Annotated in this window: 23 protein-coding genes and 1 riboswitch; of the genes, 14 read left to right on the forward strand and 9 right to left on the reverse strand. The window is 44.5% G+C overall.

Features of this window, described 5'->3' with window-relative positions; all coding sequences use genetic code 11:
* On the forward strand, positions 1-642 hold the full coding sequence (locus KNP94_RS13760; RefSeq protein WP_088838011.1) for a hypothetical protein: 642 nt from the start codon (positions 1-3) through the stop codon (positions 640-642).
* A 220-nt stretch (positions 643-862) separates the two neighbouring features.
* Here the strand turns inward: KNP94_RS13760 and mgtE are convergent, their stop codons facing one another.
* The gene (gene mgtE, locus KNP94_RS13765) at positions 863-2215 is read right to left on the reverse strand and encodes a magnesium transporter (RefSeq protein WP_215115849.1); all 1353 of its coding nucleotides are present in this window, start codon (positions 2213-2215) and stop codon (positions 863-865) included.
* Positions 2216-2444: 229 nt separating this feature from the next.
* Between mgtE and KNP94_RS13770 the strand changes: the two genes are divergently transcribed.
* The 6 genes from KNP94_RS13770 to KNP94_RS13795 all read left to right on the forward strand — a co-directional run bounded on the left by KNP94_RS13770 (position 2445) and on the right by KNP94_RS13795 (position 9432).
* On the forward strand, positions 2445-3185 hold the full coding sequence (locus KNP94_RS13770) for a metal ABC transporter ATP-binding protein (protein ID WP_214802914.1): 741 nt from the start codon (positions 2445-2447) through the stop codon (positions 3183-3185).
* A complete protein-coding gene (locus KNP94_RS13775) occupies positions 3182-4033 on the forward strand; it encodes a metal ABC transporter permease (protein WP_215115850.1) in 852 nt (283 codons plus the stop codon). Before KNP94_RS13770 ends, KNP94_RS13775 begins: the two co-directional genes overlap by 4 nt.
* The gene (locus KNP94_RS13780; RefSeq protein WP_088838015.1) at positions 4030-4944 is read left to right on the forward strand and encodes a metal ABC transporter substrate-binding protein; all 915 of its coding nucleotides are present in this window, start codon (positions 4030-4032) and stop codon (positions 4942-4944) included. Before KNP94_RS13775 ends, KNP94_RS13780 begins: the two co-directional genes overlap by 4 nt.
* 92 nt (positions 4945-5036) lie before the next feature.
* Positions 5037-5540, forward strand: coding sequence for a PCYCGC motif-containing (lipo)protein (locus KNP94_RS13785; RefSeq protein WP_088838016.1), 504 nt, complete (start codon positions 5037-5039; stop codon positions 5538-5540).
* A 193-nt stretch (positions 5541-5733) separates the two neighbouring features.
* On the forward strand, positions 5734-6756 hold the full coding sequence (locus KNP94_RS13790; protein ID WP_214846132.1) for a zinc-binding alcohol dehydrogenase family protein: 1023 nt from the start codon (positions 5734-5736) through the stop codon (positions 6754-6756).
* A 240-nt stretch (positions 6757-6996) separates the two neighbouring features.
* Positions 6997-9432, forward strand: a complete 2436-nt coding sequence (locus KNP94_RS13795; protein ID WP_214767826.1) for a HAMP domain-containing sensor histidine kinase — start codon at positions 6997-6999, stop codon at positions 9430-9432.
* 81 nt (positions 9433-9513) lie between these two features.
* Here KNP94_RS13795 and wrbA read toward each other — a convergent pair whose 3' ends face one another.
* Both wrbA and KNP94_RS13805 read right to left on the reverse strand, forming a co-directional pair.
* Entirely contained in the window at positions 9514-10116 is a 603-nt protein-coding gene (gene wrbA, locus KNP94_RS13800; RefSeq protein WP_088838019.1) for an NAD(P)H:quinone oxidoreductase, read from the reverse strand.
* 139 nt (positions 10117-10255) lie between these two features.
* On the reverse strand, positions 10256-11302 hold the full coding sequence (locus KNP94_RS13805) for a DUF2332 domain-containing protein (RefSeq protein WP_215115851.1): 1047 nt from the start codon (positions 11300-11302) through the stop codon (positions 10256-10258).
* A gap of 189 nt (positions 11303-11491) precedes the next feature.
* Here KNP94_RS13805 and KNP94_RS13810 point away from each other — a divergent pair, with 189 nt between their 5' ends.
* A complete protein-coding gene (locus tag KNP94_RS13810; RefSeq protein ID WP_215115852.1) occupies positions 11492-13291 on the forward strand; it encodes an LTA synthase family protein in 1800 nt (599 codons plus the stop codon).
* Between the two features lie 240 nt (positions 13292-13531).
* Here KNP94_RS13810 and KNP94_RS13815 read toward each other — a convergent pair whose 3' ends face one another.
* Complete coding sequence (locus KNP94_RS13815) at positions 13532-14074, reverse strand: GNAT family N-acetyltransferase (protein WP_215115853.1); 543 nt, start codon at positions 14072-14074, stop codon at positions 13532-13534.
* A gap of 753 nt (positions 14075-14827) precedes the next feature.
* Here KNP94_RS13815 and KNP94_RS16000 point away from each other — a divergent pair.
* A complete protein-coding gene (locus tag KNP94_RS16000) occupies positions 14828-15391 on the forward strand; it encodes an LTA synthase family protein (RefSeq protein ID WP_251132670.1) in 564 nt (187 codons plus the stop codon).
* 374 nt (positions 15392-15765) lie between these two features.
* Here the strand turns inward: KNP94_RS16000 and KNP94_RS13825 are convergent, their stop codons facing one another.
* From KNP94_RS13825 to groES, 4 genes are all read right to left on the reverse strand, one after another.
* The gene (locus tag KNP94_RS13825; RefSeq protein ID WP_215115854.1) at positions 15766-17274 is read right to left on the reverse strand and encodes a UvrD-helicase domain-containing protein; all 1509 of its coding nucleotides are present in this window, start codon (positions 17272-17274) and stop codon (positions 15766-15768) included.
* Between the two features lies 1 nt (position 17275).
* The gene (locus KNP94_RS13830) at positions 17276-19018 is read right to left on the reverse strand and encodes an ATP-dependent nuclease (protein ID WP_215115855.1); all 1743 of its coding nucleotides are present in this window, start codon (positions 19016-19018) and stop codon (positions 17276-17278) included.
* A gap of 225 nt (positions 19019-19243) precedes the next feature.
* On the reverse strand, positions 19244-20884 hold the full coding sequence (gene groL / locus KNP94_RS13835; RefSeq protein WP_029331859.1) for a chaperonin GroEL: 1641 nt from the start codon (positions 20882-20884) through the stop codon (positions 19244-19246).
* A gap of 19 nt (positions 20885-20903) precedes the next feature.
* Positions 20904-21188, reverse strand: a complete 285-nt coding sequence (gene groES / locus KNP94_RS13840; protein WP_029331860.1) for a co-chaperone GroES — start codon at positions 21186-21188, stop codon at positions 20904-20906.
* Between the two features lie 220 nt (positions 21189-21408).
* Between groES and KNP94_RS13845 the strand changes: the two genes are divergently transcribed.
* From KNP94_RS13845 to KNP94_RS13855, 3 genes are all read left to right on the forward strand, one after another.
* Positions 21409-22101, forward strand: coding sequence for a CPBP family intramembrane glutamic endopeptidase (locus KNP94_RS13845; protein WP_215115856.1), 693 nt, complete (start codon positions 21409-21411; stop codon positions 22099-22101).
* A gap of 21 nt (positions 22102-22122) precedes the next feature.
* A complete protein-coding gene (locus KNP94_RS13850) occupies positions 22123-22356 on the forward strand; it encodes a DUF4305 domain-containing protein (RefSeq protein ID WP_029331862.1) in 234 nt (77 codons plus the stop codon).
* Positions 22357-22779: 423 nt separating this feature from the next.
* Positions 22780-22863, forward strand: a riboswitch (cyclic di-GMP riboswitch).
* A 25-nt stretch (positions 22864-22888) separates the two neighbouring features.
* Positions 22889-23680 (forward strand): hypothetical protein, encoded by a 792-nt coding sequence (locus KNP94_RS13855; RefSeq protein WP_215115857.1) that lies wholly within the window; start codon positions 22889-22891, stop codon positions 23678-23680.
* A gap of 79 nt (positions 23681-23759) precedes the next feature.
* Here KNP94_RS13855 and KNP94_RS13860 read toward each other — a convergent pair whose 3' ends face one another.
* Entirely contained in the window at positions 23760-24815 is a 1056-nt protein-coding gene (locus KNP94_RS13860) for an NAD(P)/FAD-dependent oxidoreductase (RefSeq protein WP_088838031.1), read from the reverse strand.
* A gap of 183 nt (positions 24816-24998) precedes the next feature.
* Here KNP94_RS13860 and KNP94_RS13865 point away from each other — a divergent pair, with 183 nt between their 5' ends.
* Both KNP94_RS13865 and KNP94_RS13870 read left to right on the forward strand, forming a co-directional pair.
* Positions 24999-25790 carry an ABC transporter ATP-binding protein gene (locus KNP94_RS13865; RefSeq protein ID WP_029331864.1) on the forward strand — a complete coding sequence of 264 codons (792 nt, stop codon included), beginning with the start codon at positions 24999-25001 and terminating at the stop codon, positions 25788-25790.
* 4 nt (positions 25791-25794) lie between these two features.
* Positions 25795-26706 carry an iron-hydroxamate ABC transporter substrate-binding protein gene (locus KNP94_RS13870; protein WP_029331865.1) on the forward strand — a complete coding sequence of 304 codons (912 nt, stop codon included), beginning with the start codon at positions 25795-25797 and terminating at the stop codon, positions 26704-26706.
* The last annotated feature ends 46 nt before the right edge of the window (positions 26707-26752 follow it).

Below are 26752 nucleotides of genomic sequence, written 5' to 3' on the forward strand. Positions count from 1 at the left end.
ATGCGACAAGCCGCGATTCAAAACAACTTCGACTGGTGTCGGCTCATCTGTGAGCTCCACGGCTGTACCGTAAAGGAAACGGACGATCAATGGATTGCGACCGGAGACGTGCCTGCACTGTATCCAGAAGTGATGATTCGGACGCCCCATCAACACTTGACGTTCGATACAGCAAGCAGTATCAAAGATTGTACGGCGAGCTATGATTTTTCAAAAGACGGTCTGACTCATCTCTTTACAGCAGAGTGGATTGCACGCCAACCGATTTATGATCGTCTGGCCCTGCCGCCTGACTGGACGGTCGTGACAAACGTGCGGCTTGCAGAACAGTTTTTCAAACTCGTCGACGTCCATGACTTACCACGTGACCTATTCAATCGAAAAGAGGTCCGCCTGTTTTTCTCCGATCAACAACAAGCTGCCTTTATCGCTTTTTCGAACGGACAGACGACGGGACTTTCGCATTTAACATCGGATTATCTAGACGAGCGCTTATGGGACGATGTCATTCGGCTCAGTTCAGCCCATTTTCCCGGGCAACGAATCGTCGGCTACGAGTATGGCGATCAACTGATCACAGCACTCGAAGCCGGATTTGATGATATCGGTCCGCTCGCTGTTTGGACACGGATGACGCCTTGATTCAGGCGATGTATCGCTTATCGAGGTCGAAGAGTTCATGTAGGTGTACTGCCTTATAGCGCTTTCTCGTCTTCAAAGCGACACGCCTAAAAAGCATCATGTTTCGTTGACTCCTGCGGGGAAAACAACGAAAAGAACGACGCTCTCCTTTCACAACTGCAACTTCGTCTACACGAAAGAAGCACGCCTGACATATCGTCAGGCGTGCTTCTTCAATGTTTCACATCAAATGATTGATAAAGGCAGTCGCAATCCCGAAATAAACGAGTAACGACAAGATGTCATTGAGCGTCGTAATGAGTGGACCCGAGGCAATCGCCGGGTCAATCTTCAACCGGTGCAAAATCAGCGGAATGATTGTCCCGGCGAGCGTTCCGAAAATCAACGTGATGATTAACGAACTACCGACGACGAGACCAAGAATCGGATTTCCCTGCCAGACATAGGCAATGATGGCGATTAAAATTCCACACGTCACCCCGATGATTAAACCGACGCGGAATTCCCGTAAAATCAAACGCGTAACGACCTTTTTGTCGACTTCCCGTGTAATCAACCCCCGGACAACGACCGCAAGTGATTGCGTTCCTGTGTTTCCGGTCATCCCGGCAATCATCGGCATGAAGAAGGCGAGCGCAACGACTTTCGATAGTGTCTCCTCAAACTGACTGATGATCGAACCGGAAACGAGGCCGATGAACAGTAATAAAATCAACCAAGGCAACCGACGTGTTGCGGCAATCAGTGGTTTCGTCTCAAAATCAATCGACTTACCGGACGCTGCCAGCTTCTCGATGTCCTCATTCGCTTCTTCCCGTAAAACATCTAACGCATCATCGACCGTAATCAGACCGACGAGTACATCGCCTTCGACGACAGGTAACGAAACGAGGTCATAGCGTTCGAACATCTTCGCGACATCTTCCTGATCGGTTTCAGCCGATACACGGATGACTTTTTGATCCATGACGTCACTAATCTGCTCGGCATTATTCGCAAGAATTAAATTCCGGTATGAGATGACACCGACGAGTTCACTCAACTGATTGACGACGTAGACATAATTAATCGTTTCCGAATACTCGATATAGTCACGCATCTTTTCGACGGTCTCTCCGACCGTGAAGTCTTCCGGGACCCAAATAAAACGGTTTGTCATCAAGCGACCGGCTGTCTCGACTGGATAGGTCAGCAGGTTTCGGACGACGAGCGCTTCATCCTGACGCATACCGGACAGAAGGCGGTCGACTTCCTCTTCTTGCAGCTCTTCTAAGAGGTCAACTAAATCATCGTTTTCCATCAAGTCCATTACGTGACCTGCATGTTCGACATCGAGTCGACGCAAGACTTCTAATTGTTGTTCAAGCTCAAGTTCCTCAATGACATCTGCTAAACGCTCGTGATCGAGATAACGAAGCAGCCGTTCTTGCTCGACTGGTTCTAGCTCAACATAAAGCTTTGCTAAGTCATAGGGATAGACTTCCTCAATCGCTTGTTGTGCTTGTTCACGACGCTCTTTTAACAGCGCATCCAGCAACAATAACTTCCACTGTTGTTCATTCGACTGACTCACGTTACCACCCCCACGTTTTCTCCTTCTTTATCTTAGCATGAGATGTTCAAAAGCTCCCCCCTTTGAATCCAGTTGACATTTGCAGACAAACCAGTTAAAGTTTGCCCTAAGGAAACATTTATAGTTTAACGAATGATACATGACTTTATGCAATCTAATTTTTTTAGTTCTTTTTTTGCCCTAAGGAAACTTTTTATACCTTCATTAAAATTTGAAAGGAGCATGTACGATGTACGCGATAGAAGTAGAACACTTATCTGTCTCCTATTTTGAGACGACGGCACTTGAAGATGTGTCGTTAAACATTTTATCCGGTCAGCTCGTCGGCATCATCGGTCCGAACGGGGCCGGAAAATCGACGTTCATCAAAGCCTTGATGGAGTTGATTCCTGCTCAAGCTGAAAAAATCACCCTGCTCGGACAAACGATTGATGCGACCCGAACTCAAATCGCCTATGTTCCGCAACGGAGTGTCATCGATTGGGATTTTCCGATTCGTGTCATCGATGCTGTACTGATTGGTTGTTATCCGAAGCTCGGGTTGTTCAAACGACCGAACAAACACCACCGCGCTTTTGCGAGTGCTTGTCTTGAACGCGTCGGCATGAGTGAGTTCGCCGACCGCCAAATCGGTGAACTGTCTGGTGGACAGCAACAACGGGTCTTCTTAGCTCGTGCGCTCGCACAGGAAGCTGAACTTTTATTACTCGACGAACCGTTCGTTGGTGTCGATGTCGTCAGTGAACGTGTCATCATCGATCTCCTGCGCACGTTGCGTGACGAAGGCAAAACGATCATCGTCGTCCATCACGATTTGAGTAAGGCAGCTGATTATTTTGACGAATTATTACTCCTTAATAAGACGGTAATCGCGTACGGTCGACCGGAAGAGGTCTTGCAAGCAGATACGATTGAAGGGGCTTACGGGAATCCACTTGCCTTCTTGAAGAAAGCGGAGGTCTCCTCATGAATTTCATCGAAGCGATTTTTCAATACGATTTTTTACAAAAAGCACTCATCACGTCCATCATGGTCGGTGTGATTTGCGGCGTGATCGGATGTTTCATCATTTTGCGCGGCATGTCTTTGATGGGCGACGCGATTTCGCACGCCGTCTTACCCGGTGTCGCGATTTCCTACTTGCTTGGAATCAACTTCTTCATCGGAGCGGTCGCAACGGGTCTGCTGACGGCACTCGGGATTGGATTCGTCAGCCAAAACAGTCGTATCAAGAATGATACAGCGATCGGCATTCTCTTCACGTCCGCCTTCGCTCTCGGGATTATCCTGATTTCATTTTTACGCAGTAGCAGCGACCTGTACCACATCCTGTTCGGTAACGTGCTCGCCGTCCGTCCGAGTGATATGTGGATGACCCTCATCATCGGTATCATCGTCCTCGGTGGCATTTATCTCTTTTACAAGGAATTACTCGTGACCTCGTTCGACCCGACGATGGCAGCTGCCTACGGTCTTTCGACACGATTTATCCATTATTTACTGATGATGATGTTGACGCTCGTCACGGTCGCCTCCTTACAGACCGTCGGCATCATTCTCGTCGTCGCGATGCTGATTACGCCTGCTGCGACAGCCTATCTGTTGACGAACCGGCTCTCACGGATGATTTTCCTGTCGGCCAGCTTCGGAACGATTTCCGCCATCATCGGTCTTTACTTGAGCTTCACGTACAATCTGTCTTCCGGTGCGTCGATTGTTCTCGTCGCAACCGCATTGTTTGCGTTCGTCTTCATTTTTTCCCCGCGCCACGGTTTGATGCGGAAATGGAAAACATCAACAAAGGAGGTTGCTTCATGAAATTAAAAACGCTCATTCCACTCGTCGGTCTCAGCGCGCTACTCGCTGGATGTTCAAGTGAATCAACAGACAACGATAAACTTCAGGTCGTCACGACCTATTCGATTTTAGAGGACATGGCCCGCGTCGTCGGCGGTGAACACGTCGAGGTCCATAGTATGGTCAAAATCGGAGCAAACCCGCATGAATATGACCCACTTCCGACGGATGTTCGAAAAATGGCAGATGCCGATGTCGTCTTTTACAACGGACTCAACCTTGAAGCTGGAGGTTCATGGTTCAACAAATTACGTTCAAGTACGAACAAAGACGATAAAGATGCTCCTGTCTATGAACTGAGTCAAGGTGTCGATCCGAAGTACCTGACATCTAAAGGGAAAGAACAGGAAACCGATCCCCATGCATGGCTCGATCTTCAAAACGGAATTCAGTATGTCGAAAATGTCAAAGACGGTCTCATTAAAGAAGACCCGGAACATAAAGCTGATTATGAAAAAAATGCATCGTCCTATATTCAAGAACTTGAAACACTCGATACGCGAGCAAAAGAACGCTTTGCCCGGATACCGGAAGAACAACGTCACCTGATTACGAGCGAAGGTGCTTTTAAATACTTTAGCGATGCTTACGATTTTAAAGCCGATTACATTTGGGAAATCAATTCAGATAACCAAGGGACGCCGGATCAAGTTCGCCGCGTCGTCGACTTGATTAAACAACAAGAGATTCCCGTCCTGTTCGTCGAAACGAGCGTCGATCGTCGGAGCATGGAAACTGTCTCGCGTGAAACCGGCGTCCCGATCGGTGGTACGCTCTACACCGATTCACTCGGTGCCGAAGGAAAAGACGGATCGACCTATTTGACGATGATGGAAGCGAACTTCGATACGATTGAACAACAATTGAAATGAGCTAGTCATTAAATCGTCATCATCCCCCTCTCAAATCGATTAAACGACACGGTATACTGACTGATAGAGGAAATCGATTTGGAGGGAAGTTCATGAAACGACAAGTACGTTGGTTTACACTAACGTTGACGGCAAGTCTAGCGCTCGGCGCTTGTGCCCCAGCGGAACAACATACAGACAAGCAGATGAGCACAGAACATGCAGAGCACGAGACGCACGGTGCAGGGGATCAACTCGAAAAAACGAGTGCCAAGACGATTGCACCCGCTTTCTTAAAAGAAACCGATGAATCGATCCAAACGATTTATCTTGCCGTCGCCAAGCATCAAGACTTACTTGAAAAGATGCCGTGTTACTGTGGATGCGGTGAGACAGCCGGTCATACGAGTAACTATGACTGTTTCATCGCCGATCAGACAGCAGCAGGTGAAACGACGTGGACGACACACGGCATCACATGCGGGACATGTCTCGATATCGCGGCACAATCCATCGTCGCCTACCAACAAGGAACACCGATCAAAAAAATCCGCCAAGACATCGATGCAACTTACGCAACTACTGGAGTCGCCCCGACAAAAACACCTGCATTATAATACTCATTCAAAAAGCCCCTTACTCACACGGCTGCGCATCTTTAAATGCGTCGTCTGATCGATGGGGCTTTTTTTGTTGACGCACAATTAGCATTCAAAGCGTTAGCGTTTCCTTCTTTCTGTAGACGTTTCATTTCAGCTACACGGTGGAACATTTTGAAGAGATACCTGAAACAGGAAAGGATGACGACAGATGACACAGATGAAAGCCGTTGGATTTCACCAACACTTGCCGATTACAGAAGAGAATAGTTTGATTAATCTTGAACTGCCACGTCCGGAAGCGACTGGTCATGATGTACTCGTCGAAGTCAAAGCCGTTTCCGTCAATCCGGTCGATACGAAAGTCCGGGCACACGGTCAAGATGAAACAGAACCGAAAGTCATCGGGTATGATGCTGCCGGAATCATCGTCGAAGTCGGGAATGACGTCGGACGGTTTGAAGTCGGTGACGAAGTCTATTATGCCGGTGCCATCGATCGTCCGGGATCAAACAGTACGTTCCAACTCGTCGACGAGCGAATCGTCGCGAAAAAACCGGAACGGTTGACGTTTGCTGAAGCAGCAGCCTTACCACTGACGACACTAACGGCATACGAAGCATTAACCGATCGCCTCCATATCTCGTTTGACGCCAAGTCGAACCTCGACAAGACGATTTTAATCGTCGGTGCAGCCGGAGGTGTCGGTTCCATCGCGACGCAACTCGCGAACAAAGCCGGACTGACCGTCATCGGGACGGCTTCGCGCAGTGAAACGATTGACTGGGCGAAAGCACACGGGGCACACCATACGATCAACCACCATGAGGACTTCCGCCCGCAACTGGAAGCACTCGGCTATTCGTACGTCGACTACATCTTTTGTTTGAATGCGACCGATCAGCATTTTGAAGCGATGGTCGATGTCATTGCGCCGCAAGGAAGTATTTGCAGCATCGTCGAGACCGACAAATTGCTTGATTTAAGTGCCTTGCAACAGAAGAGTGCGAACTTCGTCTGGGAATTCATGTTCACCCGGTCCCTGTTCCAAACGCCTGACATGATGCGCCAACACGATATCTTGACGCAAGTCGCGGCGTGGATCGATGCAGAGGAGTTAGAAACGACGGTCACCAAAACCTTGACCGACATCAATGCAGCAAACTTAAAAGAAGCCCATCGTCTCGTCGAAAGTGGGAAGACGATCGGGAAGGTCGTCGTCGCAGAAGCATGATCCGGTCACTTCACCCAAGCCATTCAAGTAAAACACTAACTTAACTAAGGTCAATTCTACGCTCAGGCATACTGTCAATCAGTATGTCTTTTCTAATGTTAATTTCTCATATTAAAGATATTTTAACTTTTCTTCTATATTTTTAAGTCTAAAAAATGTACGATTATGATAAGAAAAATATGTACACAAGTTACATCTAATGCATATATACGCTGACGTAAAGGAGCATTTAAAAATTATATGAATAAATGGTTAAATAAAAAAATCAGTCGGCAAATCATGTTCGCTTTTTATCTTATCTTACTTGTACTTTCAACGACCTCGATTGCTGCTTACTTTTATACAAATCATCAAGTCGCTAATGCCGAAAGTAGGATTGACGATATCAGCACCAGAGAAGACCGCGCGACGAAGCTCTGGGATACATGGCAGTCGCTTCAGTATGAAGTCAGGGGCTATGTCGTCTTCGGAGATGACGCCGTCATGGATGTGATCGAGTCGAAACAAGCATCACTCGAGCGCCAGACGAAATGGTTCGAACAAAATCGGATTTATGAAGCTGATCAAATTTATGCGACTGACATCCGATCGCTCTATACGTCGTATACGAAATTCGTCATGCCGAGTCTCATCCGTTACGTCCAAGCGAAACAGTCAGGAGCGATTGATGAAACGTTTCTTGAGATGCCGAGTTTAAAAGCAATGATGCCAGACATTCCGTCAGACCCTGACCGGAAATTTAAAATGGATGCTTCCGATAGCGAAACGATGCGCACGAGTGTCAACACGATGGAAAGTGTCTTTACGAGTTACCGAAACAGCTTAAACGCAAAGGAAGCAACAGCAAAAGACCAACTCGTTCAACAGACGAAATACGCCGGTTGGATTTGGTTAATCAACCTAGCAGTCCTGTTTCTCGTCGTGTTACTCCTCGTTCGTCCTTTCATCGAACGGACGACGCGTCAAATCCAACTGCTGAGTAAAGAAAGTAAATTGCTCGCGCAAGGACAACATACAGCACCACTGATTCCGATTGAACGCTCTGACGAAATCGGCGAACTTAGTAAATCGTTTCATCAGATGGCATCCGCCCTGATTGATAACAAGCATCGCCTGATGTCGACGAACGATAACTTGGAACAAGCACTCAAAGTGACGTTACGCAATGAAGCATTACTAAAAATACGGAACCAACTGACAGAGACGCTTGCTTCCCGTGACTCCGTGACGGCTTATCCTGCTGTCATCGAAAAAATGGTTGAAATTACAGGGTCGACGCATGGATCACTTATCTTTAAAGAAGGAACGACTGTAACCAATATCATCTCGCACGCGATGACAGATCAAGAACAGGACACCTTGATCGCGACGATTGAACCATTAATCCGTCAAGCGCGCCGTGATAAGATACCGCATACGGCACAAAATGCTGAACGCGCCTTAGCCGTTACTCCGGTTCTTGATCCGAGTACGGATGAAATCATTGCCTATATCTATTTAATGCGTCTAGACATGGCCTTCAACAAACAAGAACAAGAAGAACTTGCGACCTTCTCACGTCAACTCGCCCTATCCCTGCTTCGGATGCGAACGTTTGATGAGATCGACCGTGAACGTGAGAAGACATCCCGTCTTCTAAACTCAATCCGTGAGTCCGTCGTCTACATTGAACCGGACGGCTCCAATCAGTTAATTAACCGGCCGTTACTTGATCTATTCAACCATTCAATCGAACAAGATTCGGAAGTCGACTGGTTGCTTGATATTGATGAATCGATCGTCAATTTAAAATACCGGGTTGACCAACTGCCTGAGTTTGAGCGTTATTTGCATCAAACCTTTATTGAGCACGAAACCGGTGAAGGTATCCTGTTCTCGATCGATCAGGAAAAACGTTTCATCAAAACGTATTCTGAAAAAATCCACTACGGTGGTCAGTTCCGTGGCATCATGCTCGTTATGCGTGACGTCACGAACGAAGTCGAAATCGATCGTTTAAAAAATGAACTCGTTTCGACGATTTCGCACGAATTACGGACACCCTTGTCATCGATTTACGGATTTACCGAATTGATGATTGAACGTGAGCTGTCACCGAAGCGGCAAAAGACTTACCTCGAAGCCGTTCACTCAGAGACAAAACGCTTATCTCTACTGATTAACGATTTCCTGGATTTACAACGGATGGAAGCAGACCGTCAGGAATATGAGTTTGAATCGTTTGATTTAGTCGAACTGATTGAAGACCTGAAACAATTCCACGGTCTCTCTTCGACGACTCATGTGATTACCGTCTCACACGATGTAACGCATCTGTTAATCGAAGGCGATGCGAAAAAAATCCGTCAATTGTTCGGGAACCTAATCAACAATGCCATCAAATATTCACCGGCCGGCGGAGCCATCGATATCGAATTAGCGGTTCGCGATACGCAGGCTTCCGTCGCGATTCGTGACCACGGAATCGGGATTCCGACTTCTGCGATGGGTGAATTATTCCAAAAATTCTACCGGGTCGATAACTCGGATACACGCAAAATCGGCGGGACTGGACTGGGTCTATCGATTTGTCGCGAAATCGCCCGTGCTCATGACGGTGAAATCCACGTCGAATCCATCGAAGGTGAAGGATCGACTTTCACCGTCGACTTGCCATTGCGCCATCCGAATGCTTGATTTCAACTACACACTTCATACAAAAAGGACAATCGATAAACGCTATCGATCGTCCTTTTTTGATTGCTTGAATTTGCGCTCTTACTTCAGGAGACGGCTCGCCACTTCGACTGTCCGTTTTGCTTGATGACGGACGGCAGGTTCAACTGACTCAACCATCTTCCCTTCCTGGTCGACGGTGACCGTCGTTCCGTACGGGTTCCCTCCTGCTGCAAACAGCACCGGATCCGAATAGCCAGGTGCCGCAACGATTGCACCCCAGTGGAACATCGTCGCATAGACGGCAAGGACGGTCGTTTCCTGACCACCATGCGGGTTTTGTGCAGAAGACATTGCACTGACGACTTTATCGACAAGTTTTCCTTGTCCCCAAAGTCCTCCCGTCGTATCAAGGAATTGTTGGAATTGACCTGGGACATGTCCATAACGCGTCGGCACACTAAAGATGATTGCGTCCGCCCAGTCGAGTAAGTCGACGGTTGCTTCTTCGACGTCACGTGTCGCGTCCGTATGTTTTTGCCAAAGTGGATTCGAGGCAATCGCTTCCGCCGGTGCGGTTTCTTTAACTTTTGCAAGGCGGACTTCTGCTCCGGCAGCTTCCCCTGCCTCTTTCGCCCACGTGGCGAGTTGATGATTGGTACCGGTCGAACTGTAGTAAATGACTGCTAATTTCACATTAGACATGGAATCGCTCCTTTTCTACGACAGTGACGGACAATGGATGTACAGGTTATCTTTTCCCATTTTGTCTGTAAAAAAACGCCTTTATCTTGATCCTAAGGTTTTTTGTGACTGAACTTCGATGCCTGCTTCTCTTTTTTTCTTAGTTCGGAAGAACGGATGCAGTCGGCAACAACCATTTGAACCAACGCCCGTGCCCGTCCGTTTCAGCAATCGTCTGTTCCTGGAGTGCCCCGTCCCGGTACAGATCGAGGTGCAAATAACGGTCCTGGACGTTATTGTACAGGTGATAGACGTCACGCGTCTGTCCGATTTGTTCAACGACGTGAAGCAGTTCTTTTTTCAGCGCAAGCGGCAACTGATTCGCGACATGGGTATGAAAAATACAGAGGATATGCGCTGTCGGAATTCGCTCGGCACATGGTTCAAGAAGTTGAATCCCGTCCCCTTCAATCAGCTCGAGCGGATGTTCGGCGACGTAACGTGCCGCCTGTTCAAACAGTTCAAGCCGCTCACGGTGTTCCGTCCAAATCAATGCCTTTAACCATAGTCGTTCGTCGTCATCCGTCAAATCAACGGTATTCAGGTCGAGTCCGATTCGCTCCGCGATCGGCGGTGCTGTCCGTGCAAGCGGTGGAACATGCTCACCTTCGATTGTCGACGTCAAACGAAGACGCGACGCCGGATTTCCGAACGTCTCCCCCGTTCCGTAGTCATATGCGTACTGGTCGAACAGCAACTGCAGACCGGCACTCGTACCGATCTCAAGTAACGCGAGCGGACGCTGTTCGGCTTGATGAATCATCCCGAAGACCGGATAGAGATACGTACAGCGCCGGACTTCGTTCGTTTGGACGAGACGCGTCGTCAGCAACTCAATCAATTCCGTTTCGTAGACCCGGCAAAAATCCTGAAAAGCCGGAAATGACTCATCGAACGGTGCGGCGTCCGTCGTCACACTCGGATAATACCGGGCTAACGGATGCTCGACCCCTTTGAGTAACAGATAATGAACGGCACCAAACAAGAGGTTCGGTACCGGTTGTCCGTCCCGTGCCTGTTGGCATATTGTCAAGATCGCTGTGTCACACGCGACGTGACGGGATAAGTACTCATAAAACGGGCTCGAGTCCTTACACTCGCGTTCCGCGAACGTCTGAAACCGTACCGCTAATTCTTTGTTCGTCATCGCTATTCCCCCTACTAAATCGTTCTTTATGAATAAATTCACCAAATTATTCCAAACCCCTTTTTTATATTTTATAAAATAAACGAATATACCATTTCACAATTTTTAGCACATCGTGATGTTCCTTCGCTTTTGTTATAGGGTAAATAGCATCATACAACGATGATACAGACAAGGAGGTTGGCTTTGATGATCGGATTCGGTTATGCATTTTATTTACTGTTAGGTATGCTGAAATTTTCACTCTTCAGCTTTTATACGAACACAGAAGTTTCATTTAAGCTCGTCCTGTTGAACCTGGCCGGGATGTTGCTGTTATCGAGCTGGACCTTGCTCATTCAGTGGAAGAAACGGCGCTGGATTTGGCTTGGTCTGTTAGTGCTACATAGTTTCCTGTTAGTCTCAGATCTTTGGTATTACCGCTACTTTGACGATTTACTGTCCGTTTCCCTGATGTCGCAAATGCTGCAGATGAGTGATGTCGGCAGTGGTTTCATGGCACTGATCGTCCCGACCGACTTTTTCCTGTTCGCAGATAGCATCATCTTCGGACTCGTTTTAATCTTCTTACGGAAGAAACGGTTTACTGTTGCGAAGCGACAACAACGTCGTTCGGCGGTTGCCGCTTTTCTCGCCGGCATCGTGCTGTTCGCAGCACCGCTCACCTATGCCGTCGTCAAACAGGAGCAGCGGCTCGACCAGTCGATCTCCGACATGCGGGACTATTACCAGCTCGGGTTTTGGGGATATCACGGTGTCGATCTCGCCCGTGGAATCACGCGGGCCATCAGTCCGGACGAATCATTGACGGAAGCGGAGCGGCGACGGCTCGAACAATCCGCACCGGATGAAACGGCTGGTGCTGTCAACACACCGAACATCATCATGGTCCAGTTGGAATCCTTCCAAGGGTCCGTCATCGGACAGACGATTAACGGGCAGGAGCTGACGCCGCACTTAAACGAACTCAAACAGGAGTCGCTCTACTTCGAGTCGTTTTATCACCAAACGCACGAAGGACGGACGTCGGATGCGGAATTCATTACGAATACGTCGCTGTACCCGTTAAAGTCGGGCTCGGTCTACACCCGTTTCCCGGACAATGAGTTCGGCGCCTTACCGCAACTGTTAAAAGACAGCGGCTATGACACAGCCGCAATGCACGCCTACGACAAAGGGTTTTGGAACCGGGACAAAGTTTACGACAACCTCGGATTCAATCACTTTTTCAGTAATAAAGATTATCCGGACAACAAAGAAATCGGAATGGCCTTAAATGATAAACAGTTTTTGACGAAGTCGATCGAACATATGGAGACGTTACAAGAGCCGTTCTTCTCGTTCCTCGTCGCCTTGACGAGTCATACGCCGTATGAGATTCCAAAAGACGAACGCGAACTCGACTTAACAGGGTACGACGATCCGATGCTGAAACGGTATTACCAGACCGTTCATTATGTCGATCAAGGCGTCGGACTGATGATTGACGAATTGAAAGCGAAAAACATATGGGATGACGCGCTCGTAATCTTTTACGGCGACCACGACAGCGGCTTGACGAACGAAGGCAGCGAACTGCGGGAGAAAGCCGAAATCGACAATCCGGTCGACCTGTTCGAACTTGATCGCCAAGTCCCGCTGTTCATCAAGAAACCGAATCAACAGGACGGACAAGTAATTAAAGAAAACGGCGGACAAATCGATATTGCTCCGACGATCGTCGACTTGCTCAACCTCGAGTCATCCTACATGATGGGCAACTCGCTCGTCGATGATGAACCGAACGTGACGGCGTTCCGCGACGGTTCGTTCCGTTATCAAAACTATTATTATGAAGCGGACTTAACGAAAAAAGCCGGGAACGGTGTCTGTTATGACGTCTCGACGACAAGCGAAGTCGACCTTGATTTATGTAAAAAACAAGCGGACGTCCGGAAGGATTTACGCTTGTCGGATGCCATCATCGAGAAGAACGGCTTGGAACAATAAACGAATTAAGAAATCACTTTTTCTTCACGCGCTTTCCTCAGGCGAGACACAAGCCAGTTTTCCTGTCCTCTCTGGACAGGAAAGCGGGTCTTGTTTGTCTCTGACAGCGCAAGTCACCTTGCGCTTTTTCCTGTAGGAGTCGCGTGAATCAAATGATTTCTATCAAACGAACAGAGGGAGCCGGATGTTAATTCCGGCTCCCTCTGTTCTGTTCATATGAGTGTGTGCGTCAATAACCGTTTAAAAAAGTTTATACCAGTACAATGTGATATCGATTTCCGGATTAGCCGACTGCTTCAGCGTATCCACCCCACCAAGAACAAATCCTTCTTTTACGTAAAAACGGCAGGCAATCAAATTATCGTTTTGCGCTTCAAGCGATAAGCCGATCAACGACTGTTCCTTCGCCCAGGTTTCGGCTGCTTCAAGCAACAAATGGCCGACACCATTTTTCCGGAAACTGCTTCGGACAGCGATATTTTCAATGTAGGCCAAACGATTCCAGTCCTTGACGAGACGGATTTGTCCAATGCATTCATTCTCATGAAATGCTAACAAAATAATTTTTTCACTGCTGTCGATATAAGTAGACCAATCCAGTTTGTCATCCGGGAAACGGATTTCTGATGGAGTATCGTATAACTGTTCTTCGTAAGACCAAATGCCGTCAAAAAAACGAGGAAGGACTTTACCAATGACGGGGAACGATTCATTTGTGTCGCTGATGATAGTTATGGATTGTTCCGTTAAAGGTTGAATTGTGATTTCTACGTTTTTCTTCATATATTCCCGCCTTCCTAATATATTTTAATTTCGTCTTTTCTAATACAAATCTACAACATATTGAAAAACAGAAGAGTGCACGGAGTATTAATCTATCACAAAATATATAGATTTGTTGATGAGAGTATTGGCACACTTATTTCTAATAATAGCAGACTGTAAATAATGGCCTATTAGAGACAAGAGCACGAATCTAAGCTTAGACATTCTTGTTCAGCTCGAGTCGTTTCAGGCTTCAGTCATCGACCAAACCAAAACCATCAATGGTGAAGAAGTGACACCGAACCTGAATCAGTTGAAGAAGGAATCACTCTACTTCTCGTCGTTCTACCATCAGACGCATGAAGGACGGACTTCGGACGCTGAGTTCATTACGAATACATCGCTTTATCCATTAAAATGAGGTTCCGTCTATACGCAATATCCATTGAATGAATTCGAACCACTACCTGCGTTACTTGAGAAAAGCGGATACGATACGGCAGCGATGCATGCCTACGAAAAAGGTTTCTGGAACTGTGACGATGTCTATCAGAACATCGGTTTTTAGCACTTCTTCAGCCAAAAGGATTATTCAAAAGAGAAGGAAATCGGGATGGCGCTAAACGATCAACAGTTTTTTCTCGAATCGATTGATCACATGGAGACGTTGCAAGAACCGTTCTTCTCGTTCTTAGTCGCGCTGACGAGTCATACGCCGTATAGATCGATCAGGAAGATTAGACGCTTGATCTGTCCGGATATAAGGATCCGATGTTGAAACGGTATTACCAGACCGTCCATTATGTCGACGAGGCCGTCGGACAGATGGTCAATGAGTTGAAGGCAAAAGACATGTGGGACGAGACACTCGTCATCTTTTACGGCGATCACGACAGCGGCTTGACGAACGAAGGCAGTGAGATGCAACAAAAAGCGCAGATCGACAATGCCGTCGATGCCTTCGCCCTCGACCGCCAAGTGCCGTTATTCATCAAAAAACCAAATCAAGACACGGGAGAAATCATCCAAGAGAACGGCGGACAAATTGATATCGCTCCGACGATCGTTGATTTACTCAATCTCGAGTCCCCGTATATGATGGGCAACTCCCTGCTCGATGACGAACCGAATCTGACCGCTTTCTGTGACGGTTCGTTCCGTTACAAGGACTACTATTACGAAGCGAACCTAAAGGAAAAAGCCGGCAACGGCATCTGTTACGTATTGACGGAAAAGAAAGTCGAGATGAAGTTCTGTCGCAGTCAGGTGAAGGATGTGAGAGAGCGATTACAACTATCGGATAAAATCACTGACCAAAATGCTTTGAAACAATAAGAATTTAAGAAATCTTTTTTCCATGCGCTTTGTTGCAACCAATTCTTTAATTGATTCACACGATACAATCAGTTTTATGAAACGAATAAAAAAGAGTCGGATTTTAATTCCGGCCCCTTTTATTCTATCCATATAAATTTGTTCGTCAGTATTATCCGATTAAATTAAAAACTATCATGAGTCAAAGTTTTTTGAAGCTTTAAGCAAAAGTTATGGTTATCGCTTTTTGCTATTTACCCAAAGATTATTTCTAGTCATTTCATCATATCCATCTTTTACATATAATATTTTTCATTAAGAAGTAATGTTGTATTTAACTTTGATGACAAATCATTTTTATTAATAAGTTAATTTTATATATTGAACTGAAAAATTCAATAAATAATCTTAACTAGATTGTTAAGGCACTTCATTTTTGTCAAATCTAATTTATGCACTATATGATCATTATATACATTATTAGAAATCATAATAAATTTACTTTTAGCCCTAGTGATACATACATAATGATTTTGAAGGTCTCGATCAATATATATTTTATAATATTTTGAAAAGCTGATTACTTGATCAAATTCTAAGCCTTTGGATCCAAACACTGTCATTACTTTGTGTTTTTCGTCAGATTTTACAAACGCACTATGGAATTCAACATTCCTTATAGTCTGTATAAATAATTCAAGTTCATCGTTTGTAACGTTTATCTGCATTAGATTAGATAGTTCAGTAATCGTCGTGTTAATAGTATTTTCATTAAGTTCTTGTCCATTTTTAAGTATACTAATAACATCCTTCAATCTCATAATTGCTTGTCTTCGTGAATCTAAATTAGTATCTTCTACAAAATCATATATCGTATAATTATCATCCAGCACATAACAAGCTAAGTAATGAAGTAAAGAACTATTAGGTGTATTATTATCGATAGGTGTTTTAGGGATGAATTGAAAATTATAACCACTTTCATTTAAGATTTTTGTGCATAACTTAGCTTCTTCATTAATATTAATAATGATAGTTATTTCTTTTTCATAATCTATTTCATTGGATTCAATCATTTGAGTAAAGCTTTTTACAAAGTCTGAGGTTTTATGAAGAATTACACGTTCGACAGTTTTACTATAATTCTTATTGAAATAACTCTTATTGTGAAGTAGATTAGCATAATTAACTATTTCATCATGGCTTCTGAAGTTTGTTATAAGCTCATAAGTCTCTATGCCTTTCTGTTGTTCTAGTAATTCAAATATATTACTCTGAGCACCCCTCCAAAGATAAATGGCTTGCTTAGAATCGCCAACAATAAATAATTTTATCTTGAGCTCATTTTTAAAATACATAAATAGATTATGCATATCTAAATCTGAATCTTGGTACTCGTCTAAAAATACCATTTTATATTTTGATTGAATGTATTGTTGAGCCGCTATATTATTCTTTAAAATATCAAGAGCTAATCTAAATTTGAAATTTTCTTTAATTTTTTCGAAAACTCCTAATTTATTTTGATTTACGATAACAGCTTTACCTTCCTCAAAACTATTGAATTTATAACTATAATCAATAATAAAATCTTTTTTATAATCATTACCATAAGTGTCTGAAATAAATGGACGAATTATTTCTTGTTCAATAAAGGAATCATTTGTCATAGCAACAAATTCTTTATTTATTCCTTCGCTTTCTGCTTTTCTTTTTATTTCTGAAGTAGCTTTTGTAGTAAAAGTAATTGCTGCAATTGTTTTATGATTGTCAATACTATCTAAGATTTTTTTGATTTTTTTTATCATTATTGTAGTCTTTCCTGAACCCGCACTAGCAGAAATCGCTATACTACCTTCATTATTTAGAATTCCATCTCTAGCCATCTGATCGACTAAAACCATGTTAATCTACCAACCTTTTTAAAGCTTTAAATAAATCGTGATTTATTATCTTTTCACAGTCTTTCTTCTTTAATCCTTTTGTTAAAGTAATCATATTTAACATCTTTGAATTTTGTAAATATTTCACAGGGTTATCCCCTAAAATTTCTACCATTTCATCATCAATAACCTCATACAAGTCATGTTCTAAATCAATTTTTGATAAATAAATATCTTTTGATTTCAATAATTCAATATCCTTTACTTCAGAAGAATATATTCTTTCTTTTTTCGCTCTTAATAATAATTCTTTTCGTGATTTAAGCCATTGTTTTTTACCATGTTCATCTATTGTAGAATAATCTATTTTGACCGCTTCTTTTTTATCTTGCCCAATCAATTCTAAACATCTATTAAGTCCTATCAAATCAAAGCTCGTTTTATTATTGCTTTTAGACTTTAAATCGTTATCAGTTTTTACTATTGTTTCAATCTCTAAATCTTTTAAAACTTTGTAATAAGGCTTAAATTTTATACCGTCAACTTCCAAAATGTATCCTCCTTCCAATTCATATGTTGGATAGGTTTCTTCAAGTACTTTTTCAAAAAGTACTCGTTCTGATGGACCTTCGATCAACAAGACTTTATTAGCAAATAATGCTGTAGACAATGAACGATTTAATTCTTTTTTAATTTCTGCATATTCTTCATCAACTTTGTAAATGTGAGAAGCACATTGAATTCTTTCTTCAGAAAACACCCTTATTAAAGAAGCATTATCTACCTCATATAATAATTCGGACGAGTGTGTAGATAAAAAGAAATAGCCATAAACCCTATTTTCAAACAATTGTTTTGATAACGCTATTTGCATTGAGCGATGGAGACTATTTTCAGGTTCTTCAATTAAATAAATAACGATTTTATTTGCTTCATATTCTTTGGTTAAATGATTCAATAATGAATATGCCAATATTTTTTTTCTTCCATCTCCAGAAGTCGGATAGTGTTTATCATCGTTATTTCGTTTTATATAAGGAATTAAGTCGCTGAAATATCCATTAATAGCCATTTCTGATTTCATTTCTATTTTAATTTCTTCTGTTTTCAAAGTTTTATATTCAGATGTTAATGTTTCTTGAAATTCTTGAATTAGTTCCATGTCACCAATTAATTTGTTCATATCTTCTGTCATTTGCTTTATTTTATTGGATAAAGTAATATCAGGTTCATTTAATTTTCTTTGATCAAATAATTTTTTCCTATTTTTTGAAAAAGTACTCTCTAAATCAATAGCTGGATCAATATACACAACCTTAAATATTTTATCTAAATCAGAAAATAAACCATTTTGTGGAATAGGTTCCAATTCATTTAACACACTTCCCCAAAATAAGTTTGGAACACCAAAATATTCAGTTTCATCATACGTTCCCTTAACTTGTATATAAAATTTTTCAAGCTCTTCTATTTTTCGACTTCCTTTTATTTTAGAAATGAGATGCTGGGTATCATTACTAGATGTTCTATCTGTTAAACTCAGTTCTAAAGTTATTTCTACAGTTAAATCAGTATTTTTCTGAAAAAAGTCACTGTCTTTAAATCCATCTTTTCTTATTTGACGATCTAATAGAAATCTTAGTGCATACAATAAGTTAGTTTTACCAACATCGTTCATTCCAAAAATAACATTTTGATTAGTAAGCTCTACTTGTATTTCATTAAAGTTACGAAAATTTTTTACTGTTAATTTTTTTAGCTCCAATATTTACACGTCCTTTCTAAACTAGTAAATCTAATATAATTGAATTTTTGAACAATACAAAAACACTGTTTTATTATAACAAAAAATGAAATAATAGCCTTTTTTTATTTCATATAAACTTCATTGAACTATTTATTACAAAATTCATATATGTATATAAAAAAATAAACAAAAAAGGTTTTCCAAAAGTTTAAAGAACTTTTGAAAAACCTCTAATTCTTTTTATTACATCATGCCGCCCATTCCACCCATGCCGCCCATATCAGGCATTGCAGGAGCAGATCCGGCTGGTTCTGGTTTGTCGGCGATGACGGCTTCTGTCGTTAAGAACATTGCTGAAACAGACGCTGCGTTTTGAAGGGCAGAACGCGTTACTTTCGCCGGGTCGACGATTCCCGCTTCAATCATGTCGACGTACTCGTCTGTCGCGGCGTTGTAGCCCATGCCTTGCGCTTCATGTTTGAGACGTTCGACGATGACTGAACCTTCTTGACCGGCGTTTTCCGCGATTTGGCGGAGCGGTGCTTCGAGCGCACGGAGAACGATGTTGACGCCTGTTGCTTCGTCGCCTGTTGAGACAGCAAGAATTGATTCGACGGCTTTCGTCACGTGGATGAAGGCTGTTCCCCCACCGGCAACGATTCCTTCTTCGACGGCTGCACGTGTTGCGTTGAGTGCATCTTCAATTCGGAGCTTGCGTTCTTTCAATTCTGTTTCTGTTGCTGCCCCGACTTTGACGACAGCTACGCCGCCCGCGAGTTTCGCGAGACGCTCTTGCAGTTTTTCACGGTCGAAGTCGCTTGATGTTTCTTCGATTTGTGCACGGATGGCGCCGACACGTGCTTCGATTGAATCACTGTGTCCGTGTCCTTCGACGATTGTCGTGTTGTCTTTTGAGACGACGACTTTCGACGCACGACCGAGTTGCATGATTTGTGTTTCTTTTAAATCAAGACCGAGCTCTTCAGTGATCAGTTCTGCGCCTGTGACGATCGAGATGTCTTCGAGCATCGCTTTACGACGGTCACCGAAGCCTGGTGCTTTGACCGCAACCGCGTTGAATGTTCCACGGAGTTTGTTGACGACGAGTGTCGCTAGTGCTTCGCCTTCGACGTCTTCCGCGATGATTAAGAGCGGTTTGTTTTGTTGGACGACTTGCTCAAGGACCGGCAAGATTTCCTGGATGTTCGAGATTTTTTTATCTGTGACTAAGATGTATGGGTTCTCAAGGACAGCTTCCATCTTGTCTGAATCCGTGATCATGTATGGTGACGCATAACCACGATCGAACTGCATTCCTTCAACGACGTCGAGTTCTGTCGTGAAGCCGCGTGACTCTTCGATCGTGATGACACCGTCCTGACCGACACGTTCCATTGCTTCTGCGATCAATTGACCGACTTCTTCGTCAGCAGCAGAAATCGCCGCAACTTGTGCGATCGCTTCTTTGCCTTCGATCGGTTTTGCGATTTCGTGGAGCTCTTCGACGGCACGACGGACCGCTTTTTCGATTCCTTTACGGATGACCATCGGGTTCGCGCCCGCTGTGACGTTTTTGAGTCCTTCACGGATCATCGCTTGTGCGAGGACTGTCGCTGTTGTCGTACCATCCCCTGCGATTTCGTTCGTTTTCGACGCGACTTCCGCGACGAGCTTCGCACCCATGTTTTCAAAGTGGTCTTCAAGTTCAATTTCTTTTGCGATCGTCACACCATCGTTCGTGATGAGTGGTGAACCGAATTTACGTTCGAGAACGACGTTGCGTCCTTTTGGTCCGATCGTCACTTTGACTGCGTCTGCTAATGCGTCGACACCGCGGAGCATCGCGCGGCGTGCTTCTTCACTGAATAAGATATCTTTTGCCATGACTGAAATCCCCCTTTTATTATTGTGCTACTGCTAAAATATCGCTTTCGCGTAAGATTAAGTATTCATTGCCATCAACTTTGACTTCTGACCCGGCGTACTGCGCGTAGATGACATGGTCGCCGACGTTCACTTCAAGTGGTACACGTACACCCTGCTCTGTCACACGGCCTGTACCGACAGCGATGACTTTACCCTCTTGTGGCTTTTCTTTCGCTGACCCAGGAAGAACGATTCCTCCGAGTGTTGTTTCTTCTTTTTTAACGACTTCGATCACGATGCGATCACCAAGTGGTTTTAACATGCGAAACATCCTCCTTGAAAATGACTGTTTTTTAGCACTCACTTTAATGGAGTGCTAACATATTTTTATCTTAAACGGTTTTCAATCGAAATTCAACCCTGAACCCTTATCCGTTTTCCCGAAATCGCCATCTTTGAACCATCACCATTCGTGCGCCCGGCCGGTTTGTTTGTTACAATCGGGACAGTACCTTTAATACAAAGGAGTTGTGTCCCGACCGATGAAAAATTCCGTCAATCTGCCGTTCAACATGGCTGATAAGTGGCAAATCCGTCACATCATTCCGATTGTGATTTATTTGATCGTCCAGCTTGTTCCAGGTACGTTCAGATACTTCATCCCTGAAAATCAAATTCCGAGTGTCGTCGGCTGGTGGCTGGCGATTGGCTTTACCGTCGCTGTCATCGTCTCGTTCTTCTGTCTTCGTCCTGACTGGCAGAAGTGGAAAGCAGAGGGCAATCAGACGGATCCGATCGACACATTAAAGTGGATCGGGATCGGAATCGTGTTGCTGTACGCCTTACTGATTAGCGTCAACCTTCTTGATGCCTGGATGTCTGGTGGACTCGAAAACGTCGCGAAATCACAAAATACGGATGACATCATGAAAGCAATCCAAGTCATCCCGATTTTACAGCTGATGGTCGTCTTACTCGGACCGATTATGGAAGAATTTTTATTCCGCCACATTATGTTCGGGAACTTGTCGACAAAACTGAACTTCGTCTTCAGCTTCGTTCTCAGTGGTGTTATCTTCGGGTTCATCCACGGAGACAACAAGTTTTTGATTTATGTCGCAATGAGTTTTGTTTTCTCACTCGTCTTCGTCAAAACGCGCCGCATCATAGCACCGATTGCGATTCACGTTTTCAATAACGGAATTGTCGTACTCGCACTCTATGCAATGACTTAACTTACGAAAGGTAGTGTTTTCATGCGCCAAGGCTCAAACTTCATGGCATTATTTTATGCCCTGTTCGGTATTCTCTTCATGTACCTCGCGTACAGCAACTCGATCGAGGCAGGAACCGTCTTTAACTTTTGGACGATTCTGTTGACACTGTTCGCAGCGATCGACTTTTACCGTCTTTACTTGATTTTCCGCTTCCGGATGGCTGCGAAGAAGATGATTGAGAAGGAACAAAACAAAAAAAATGATAAAGAATAAGTAACCTGTCCGCCTCTTGACCGATTCAGTTCGTGAAAGGGCGGATTTTTTTGTCTCTTGCTCACTGTATCCTTATCGAAAATCAGGCGAACAGTTTTTTAGACGCGCTATCGTCAGCTTGTTCCCGTTTCGAAATAATCGAAGTGACCAAAAAAAGAGTTACTTCTCGTGACTCCTACGGGAAAAAGCGCAAGACCCCTTGCGCTGTCAGAGGCAAGTAAGACCCTGCTTCTTGTTCGCTAGAATCAAGAAGCAACGGCTTACGCCTCGCCCGAGGAAAGCACGAGAAGAAAAATCTTTTCGCATGCATCTCTTTCATGAATTAACCTTCGTACAAAACATATATTTTACTGACTCATTATCAAAAACCCTTATCTATCCATAGAAACAAATCACTTATACTGAAGATACGGTTCTTCACCGGAATCGAACGGGCAAACCCACAGAAATGTGGTGACGCAAAACTATAGGGGCTACCGCTTCAAGCTATGCTTGCCAGTTACCGAAGTTCACAAAAGGAGACTACGTTCACATGAAAAAAATCAATTATGTCGTTACTGCCGGTCTTGCTTGTGCCTTGATGCTGACGCCGCTCGGCTCAATCGACGCGAAGAGTAAAACATCGAAGCATGACCGCAACAAGAACGGAATCCATGACAGCTGGGAAAAGAAGTACAAGCTTAAAGGGAAAAAACTTGCGCAGCAAGATACGGACCATGACGGCTTAAGCAACTACACCGAATATAAGCTCAAACTCAATCCACGGAAGAAAGACAGCGACCGCGATAAGATCAGCGACGCACATGAAGATACGGACCGTGATGGCTTAACTAACGACATCGAACTCGAGCTTGGGACAAAACCATATAAACGGGATTCTGATGGTGATGGAATTCTCGATGGCAAAGAACGCAACAAGGCCGGTCACCGCTATGAAGATATGCTGAAAAAAATGAAGATTGCTCTCGCGACAGAGACGATGCAAAGTCAGATTAAATACCAGTTTAAAAAGAAGAAGAGTCAGCTGCGTGTCAAAACGAATGACGCAACGGTCGATGAAACCCGTGTCCGCCAATTGATTCAGTTCATCGAGTCACATCCGAAGATGACGGAAGAGGAATTACGGGCACAACTCGTCAGCTTATTCGCTCTCTCTGGTTCTTACGAGTTGGAGATTGAACTCGAGTACTTCGATCACGAAGAAACGAAATCAGAGCACCGTCACGTTGAAGAAGACGAGCAAGACGATGATCAAGGTCAGGACGAAGATGATGATTCAGATGATGACTCGGACGACGAGCATGAAGATGAAGATGAAGATTAATCCTTAAACAAAAAAAACACCTGCTCTAAAGACGACCGACGTCCATGTGACGAGGGGCGATCTTTAAGACAGGTGTTTTTTACTTTTCGTTGACCATTTCTTGAATCAATTCACGGTTCCGTTTTTTGAAAACTTCATTGTGGGATGAGACCATCGCGACTTTGGCAGCATCCGGTTCAATGAACTGCTTCGCCCGGTTGACGGCGTTTGCCGCGTCCTGGAATGTACCCGAAATCAAGTTCACCTTGCCGTCATGCGTCAAAATATCTCCTGCTGCATACAATCCCGGTACACTTGATTCGCTCGACGCGTTACCGGCGATGTAAAAGTCGTCGACTTGTTTGATGTCGAGTTCCGAGTTCGCGAGCAACTCTGCTTCCCGTTCGTAGCCATGGTTGATGATGACTTCATCGACGTCAACGATGTTTGTCACGTCCGTCGCACAATCAATCAATTCGACGGACGCAATCCGGTGGTGATCGTCGCTTGCGATCAACTTATGAATCGTCGTGTTGAGGAGACAGACGGCTGAGCTTCGGACGAGTTGGTCGACTTGTGCCTCGTGACCTGTGAAACAGTCTTTCCGGTATGTGACGTAAACTTTTTTCGCAATCGGTTCGAGCTCGTTCGCCCAGTCGATCGCTGAGTTCCCGCCACCTGAAATCAGGACCGTCTTATCTTTAAACCGCTCAATCGATTTGACGGTATAGTTCAAGTTCGACACTTCGTACCGTTCGGCCCCTTCAATCTTCAGTTTTTGGGGATTGAGGATTCCGCCGCCGACAGCGACGATGACTGTCTTCGAATAATGAATTTCTCCCGACTCCGCTTCGAGGACGAAGTTTCCGAATACGTCTTTTGCGATTGAAATGATTTTTTCATTCAGGTGCACGGACGGATTAAACGTTAAGCCTTGTTCGACGAGTTGCTCGATCAGCTTCGCTCCGGTAATGGGCGGCTGTCCCCCGACATCCCAAATCATCTTCTCCGGATAAACATGAATCTTGCCACCAAGCTCTGCCTGGTATTCAATGATTTTCGTCTTCATCCCGCGTAATCCGCTATAGAAAGTCGAGTATAACCCGGCCGGGCCTCCACCAATTACCGTTACATCAAACAATTCCTGCTGTTCCATCTCACTCACTCCTCGCTCTCGACTACGACTGATTATCATTCTCATTCCCAATGATAACGTGAACATCTCTTGAAGACAAGAAAAAATGTTGACAGCGTTTTTATGAGACTGGTATGGTTAGAAAGACGATAGTGATAATCATTATCAATGAAAACAGCTTTAAACGAGAAGGAGCCTCTGCGTATGGTACGTCTAGCAACAGAAGAAATCAGTATCGGATACGGAGATCGTACCATCGTCAAAGACTTGACGGTTCAGATTCCGGATCGGCAAATCACGACAATCATCGGTGCGAATGGTTGCGGTAAATCGACCTTATTGAAAGCGATGACCCGAATCATCCCCCATCAGTCTGGTCGTGCCCTGCTTGACGGTCTCGATATTGCGAAGGAAAGTACAAAGCTGCTTGCCCGGAAAATGGCGATCCTGCCTCAGACACCGGAAAGTGCAAGCGGTCTAACGGTCGCAGAGCTCGTCTCATACGGTCGTTTTCCTTATCAAAAAGGATTTGGTCGTTTAACGAAACATGATTACGAGATCATTGACTGGGCGTTAGAGGCAACGGATACGACGGCATTCAAACACCGTCCGGTCGACGCCTTGTCCGGTGGTCAACGGCAACGCGTCTGGATTGCGATGGCGCTGGCGCAGGAGACGGATATCATCTTCCTCGATGAGCCGACGACTTACCTTGATCTCGCCCACCAGCTCGAAGTCCTCGAGCTGCTCGAGCATCTCAACCGGACGGAAGGCCGGACGATCGTCATGGTGTTACATGATTTAAATCAGGCCGCCCGTTTCGCCGACTACATCATCGCGATGAAAGAAGGCGAAGTCGTCAAAGCCGGAACGTGCGAGGAAGTCATTTCGCATGACGTCTTAAAAGAAGTATTCCATATCGATGCCGAAATCGGTCGTGATCCACGGACGAATAAGCCGATGTGTGTCACCTACAACTTAATCAAGGGAGATTAACCACATGAAGAAACTAGTACTCTTACCGATTTTATTACTCTTAGCGCTCGTCATCGCCGCCTGCGGCAATACAGATAAAACAGAAGATACGTCTTCCGATACGAAAAAAGAAACGATCACCTATAAATCGGAAGAAGGTGACGTCGAAGTCCCGGCTGATCCGAAACGCGTCGTCGTCCTTGCCGGTTTCGCCGGAAACGTCATGGCACTCGACGTCCCTCTCGTCGGTGTCGATTCGTGGTCAAAATCGAATCCGAAGTTTGATTTGAAAGACGTCCAGGAAGTATCAGAAGAAAACGTCGAAAAAGTCATCGAACTCGAACCCGATCTCATCATCGGCTACAATACAACGAAAAACATCGATAAATTTAAAGAAATCGCTCCAACCGTCACGTACACGTACGGCAAAGTCGACTATTTGACACAACATATCGAAATCGGTAAATTGCTCAATAAAGAACAAGAAGCACGCGATTGGGTCAAAGACTTCCAAACACGCGCAGCGGACGCCGGAACAGAGATTAAAGCCAAAATCGGTGACGATGCGACGGTCTCTGTCATCGAAAGCTTCGATAAACAGCTTTACGTCTTCGGCGACAACTGGGGACGCGGTACAGAAATCCTCTACCAGGAAATGAAATTGAAGATGCCGGAAAAAGTTACGGAAATGGCTTTAAAAGACGGCTATTACGCGCTATCACCGGAAGTCTTACCTGAATATGCAGGGGATTACCTCATCTTCAGTAAGACGGCAGAAGCAGATAACTCGTTCACAGAAACAGACACATACAAAAATATTCCTGCTGTTAAAAACAACCACGTCTTCGAAGTCGATTCGAAAGAATTTTACTTCAATGATCCATTGACGCTCGAACGTCAGCTCGAGTTCTTCAAGAAAAGTTTCCTTGGCGCGTAACAAAAATAAGGAGGGAACCGATTTTTCGGTCCCTCCTTTTTGACTA

Source organism: Exiguobacterium sp. s80, assembly GCF_018618725.1.
GTDB lineage: Bacteria > Bacillota > Bacilli > Exiguobacteriales > Exiguobacteriaceae > Exiguobacterium_A > Exiguobacterium_A oxidotolerans.

Excerpts from the sequence above, each read along its gene's own strand:
- KNP94_RS13760 (WP_088838011.1), top strand. The coding sequence starts at position 1 with ATGCGACAAGCCGCGATTCAAAACAACTTCGACTGGTGTCGGCTCATC.
- KNP94_RS13770 (WP_214802914.1), top strand. The coding sequence starts at position 2,445 with ATGTACGCGATAGAAGTAGAACACTTATCTGTCTCCTATTTTGAGACG.
- KNP94_RS13775 (WP_215115850.1), top strand. The coding sequence starts at position 3,182 with ATGAATTTCATCGAAGCGATTTTTCAATACGATTTTTTACAAAAAGCA.
- KNP94_RS13780 (WP_088838015.1), top strand. The coding sequence starts at position 4,030 with ATGAAATTAAAAACGCTCATTCCACTCGTCGGTCTCAGCGCGCTACTC.
- KNP94_RS13785 (WP_088838016.1), top strand. The coding sequence starts at position 5,037 with ATGAAACGACAAGTACGTTGGTTTACACTAACGTTGACGGCAAGTCTA.
- KNP94_RS13790 (WP_214846132.1), top strand. The coding sequence starts at position 5,734 with ATGACACAGATGAAAGCCGTTGGATTTCACCAACACTTGCCGATTACA.
- KNP94_RS13795 (WP_214767826.1), top strand. The coding sequence starts at position 6,997 with ATGAATAAATGGTTAAATAAAAAAATCAGTCGGCAAATCATGTTCGCT.
- wrbA (WP_088838019.1), bottom strand. The coding sequence starts at position 10,116 with ATGTCTAATGTGAAATTAGCAGTCATTTACTACAGTTCGACCGGTACC.
- KNP94_RS13805 (WP_215115851.1), bottom strand. The coding sequence starts at position 11,302 with ATGACGAACAAAGAATTAGCGGTACGGTTTCAGACGTTCGCGGAACGC.
- KNP94_RS13810 (WP_215115852.1), top strand. The coding sequence starts at position 11,492 with ATGATCGGATTCGGTTATGCATTTTATTTACTGTTAGGTATGCTGAAA.
- KNP94_RS13815 (WP_215115853.1), bottom strand. The coding sequence starts at position 14,074 with ATGAAGAAAAACGTAGAAATCACAATTCAACCTTTAACGGAACAATCC.
- KNP94_RS16000 (WP_251132670.1), top strand. The coding sequence starts at position 14,828 with ATGTTGAAACGGTATTACCAGACCGTCCATTATGTCGACGAGGCCGTC.
- KNP94_RS13825 (WP_215115854.1), bottom strand. The coding sequence starts at position 17,274 with ATGGTTTTAGTCGATCAGATGGCTAGAGATGGAATTCTAAATAATGAA.
- groL (WP_029331859.1), bottom strand. The coding sequence starts at position 20,884 with ATGGCAAAAGATATCTTATTCAGTGAAGAAGCACGCCGCGCGATGCTC.
- groES (WP_029331860.1), bottom strand. The coding sequence starts at position 21,188 with ATGTTAAAACCACTTGGTGATCGCATCGTGATCGAAGTCGTTAAAAAA.
- KNP94_RS13845 (WP_215115856.1), top strand. The coding sequence starts at position 21,409 with ATGAAAAATTCCGTCAATCTGCCGTTCAACATGGCTGATAAGTGGCAA.
- KNP94_RS13850 (WP_029331862.1), top strand. The coding sequence starts at position 22,123 with ATGCGCCAAGGCTCAAACTTCATGGCATTATTTTATGCCCTGTTCGGT.
- KNP94_RS13855 (WP_215115857.1), top strand. The coding sequence starts at position 22,889 with ATGAAAAAAATCAATTATGTCGTTACTGCCGGTCTTGCTTGTGCCTTG.
- KNP94_RS13860 (WP_088838031.1), bottom strand. The coding sequence starts at position 24,815 with ATGGAACAGCAGGAATTGTTTGATGTAACGGTAATTGGTGGAGGCCCG.
- KNP94_RS13865 (WP_029331864.1), top strand. The coding sequence starts at position 24,999 with ATGGTACGTCTAGCAACAGAAGAAATCAGTATCGGATACGGAGATCGT.
- KNP94_RS13870 (WP_029331865.1), top strand. The coding sequence starts at position 25,795 with ATGAAGAAACTAGTACTCTTACCGATTTTATTACTCTTAGCGCTCGTC.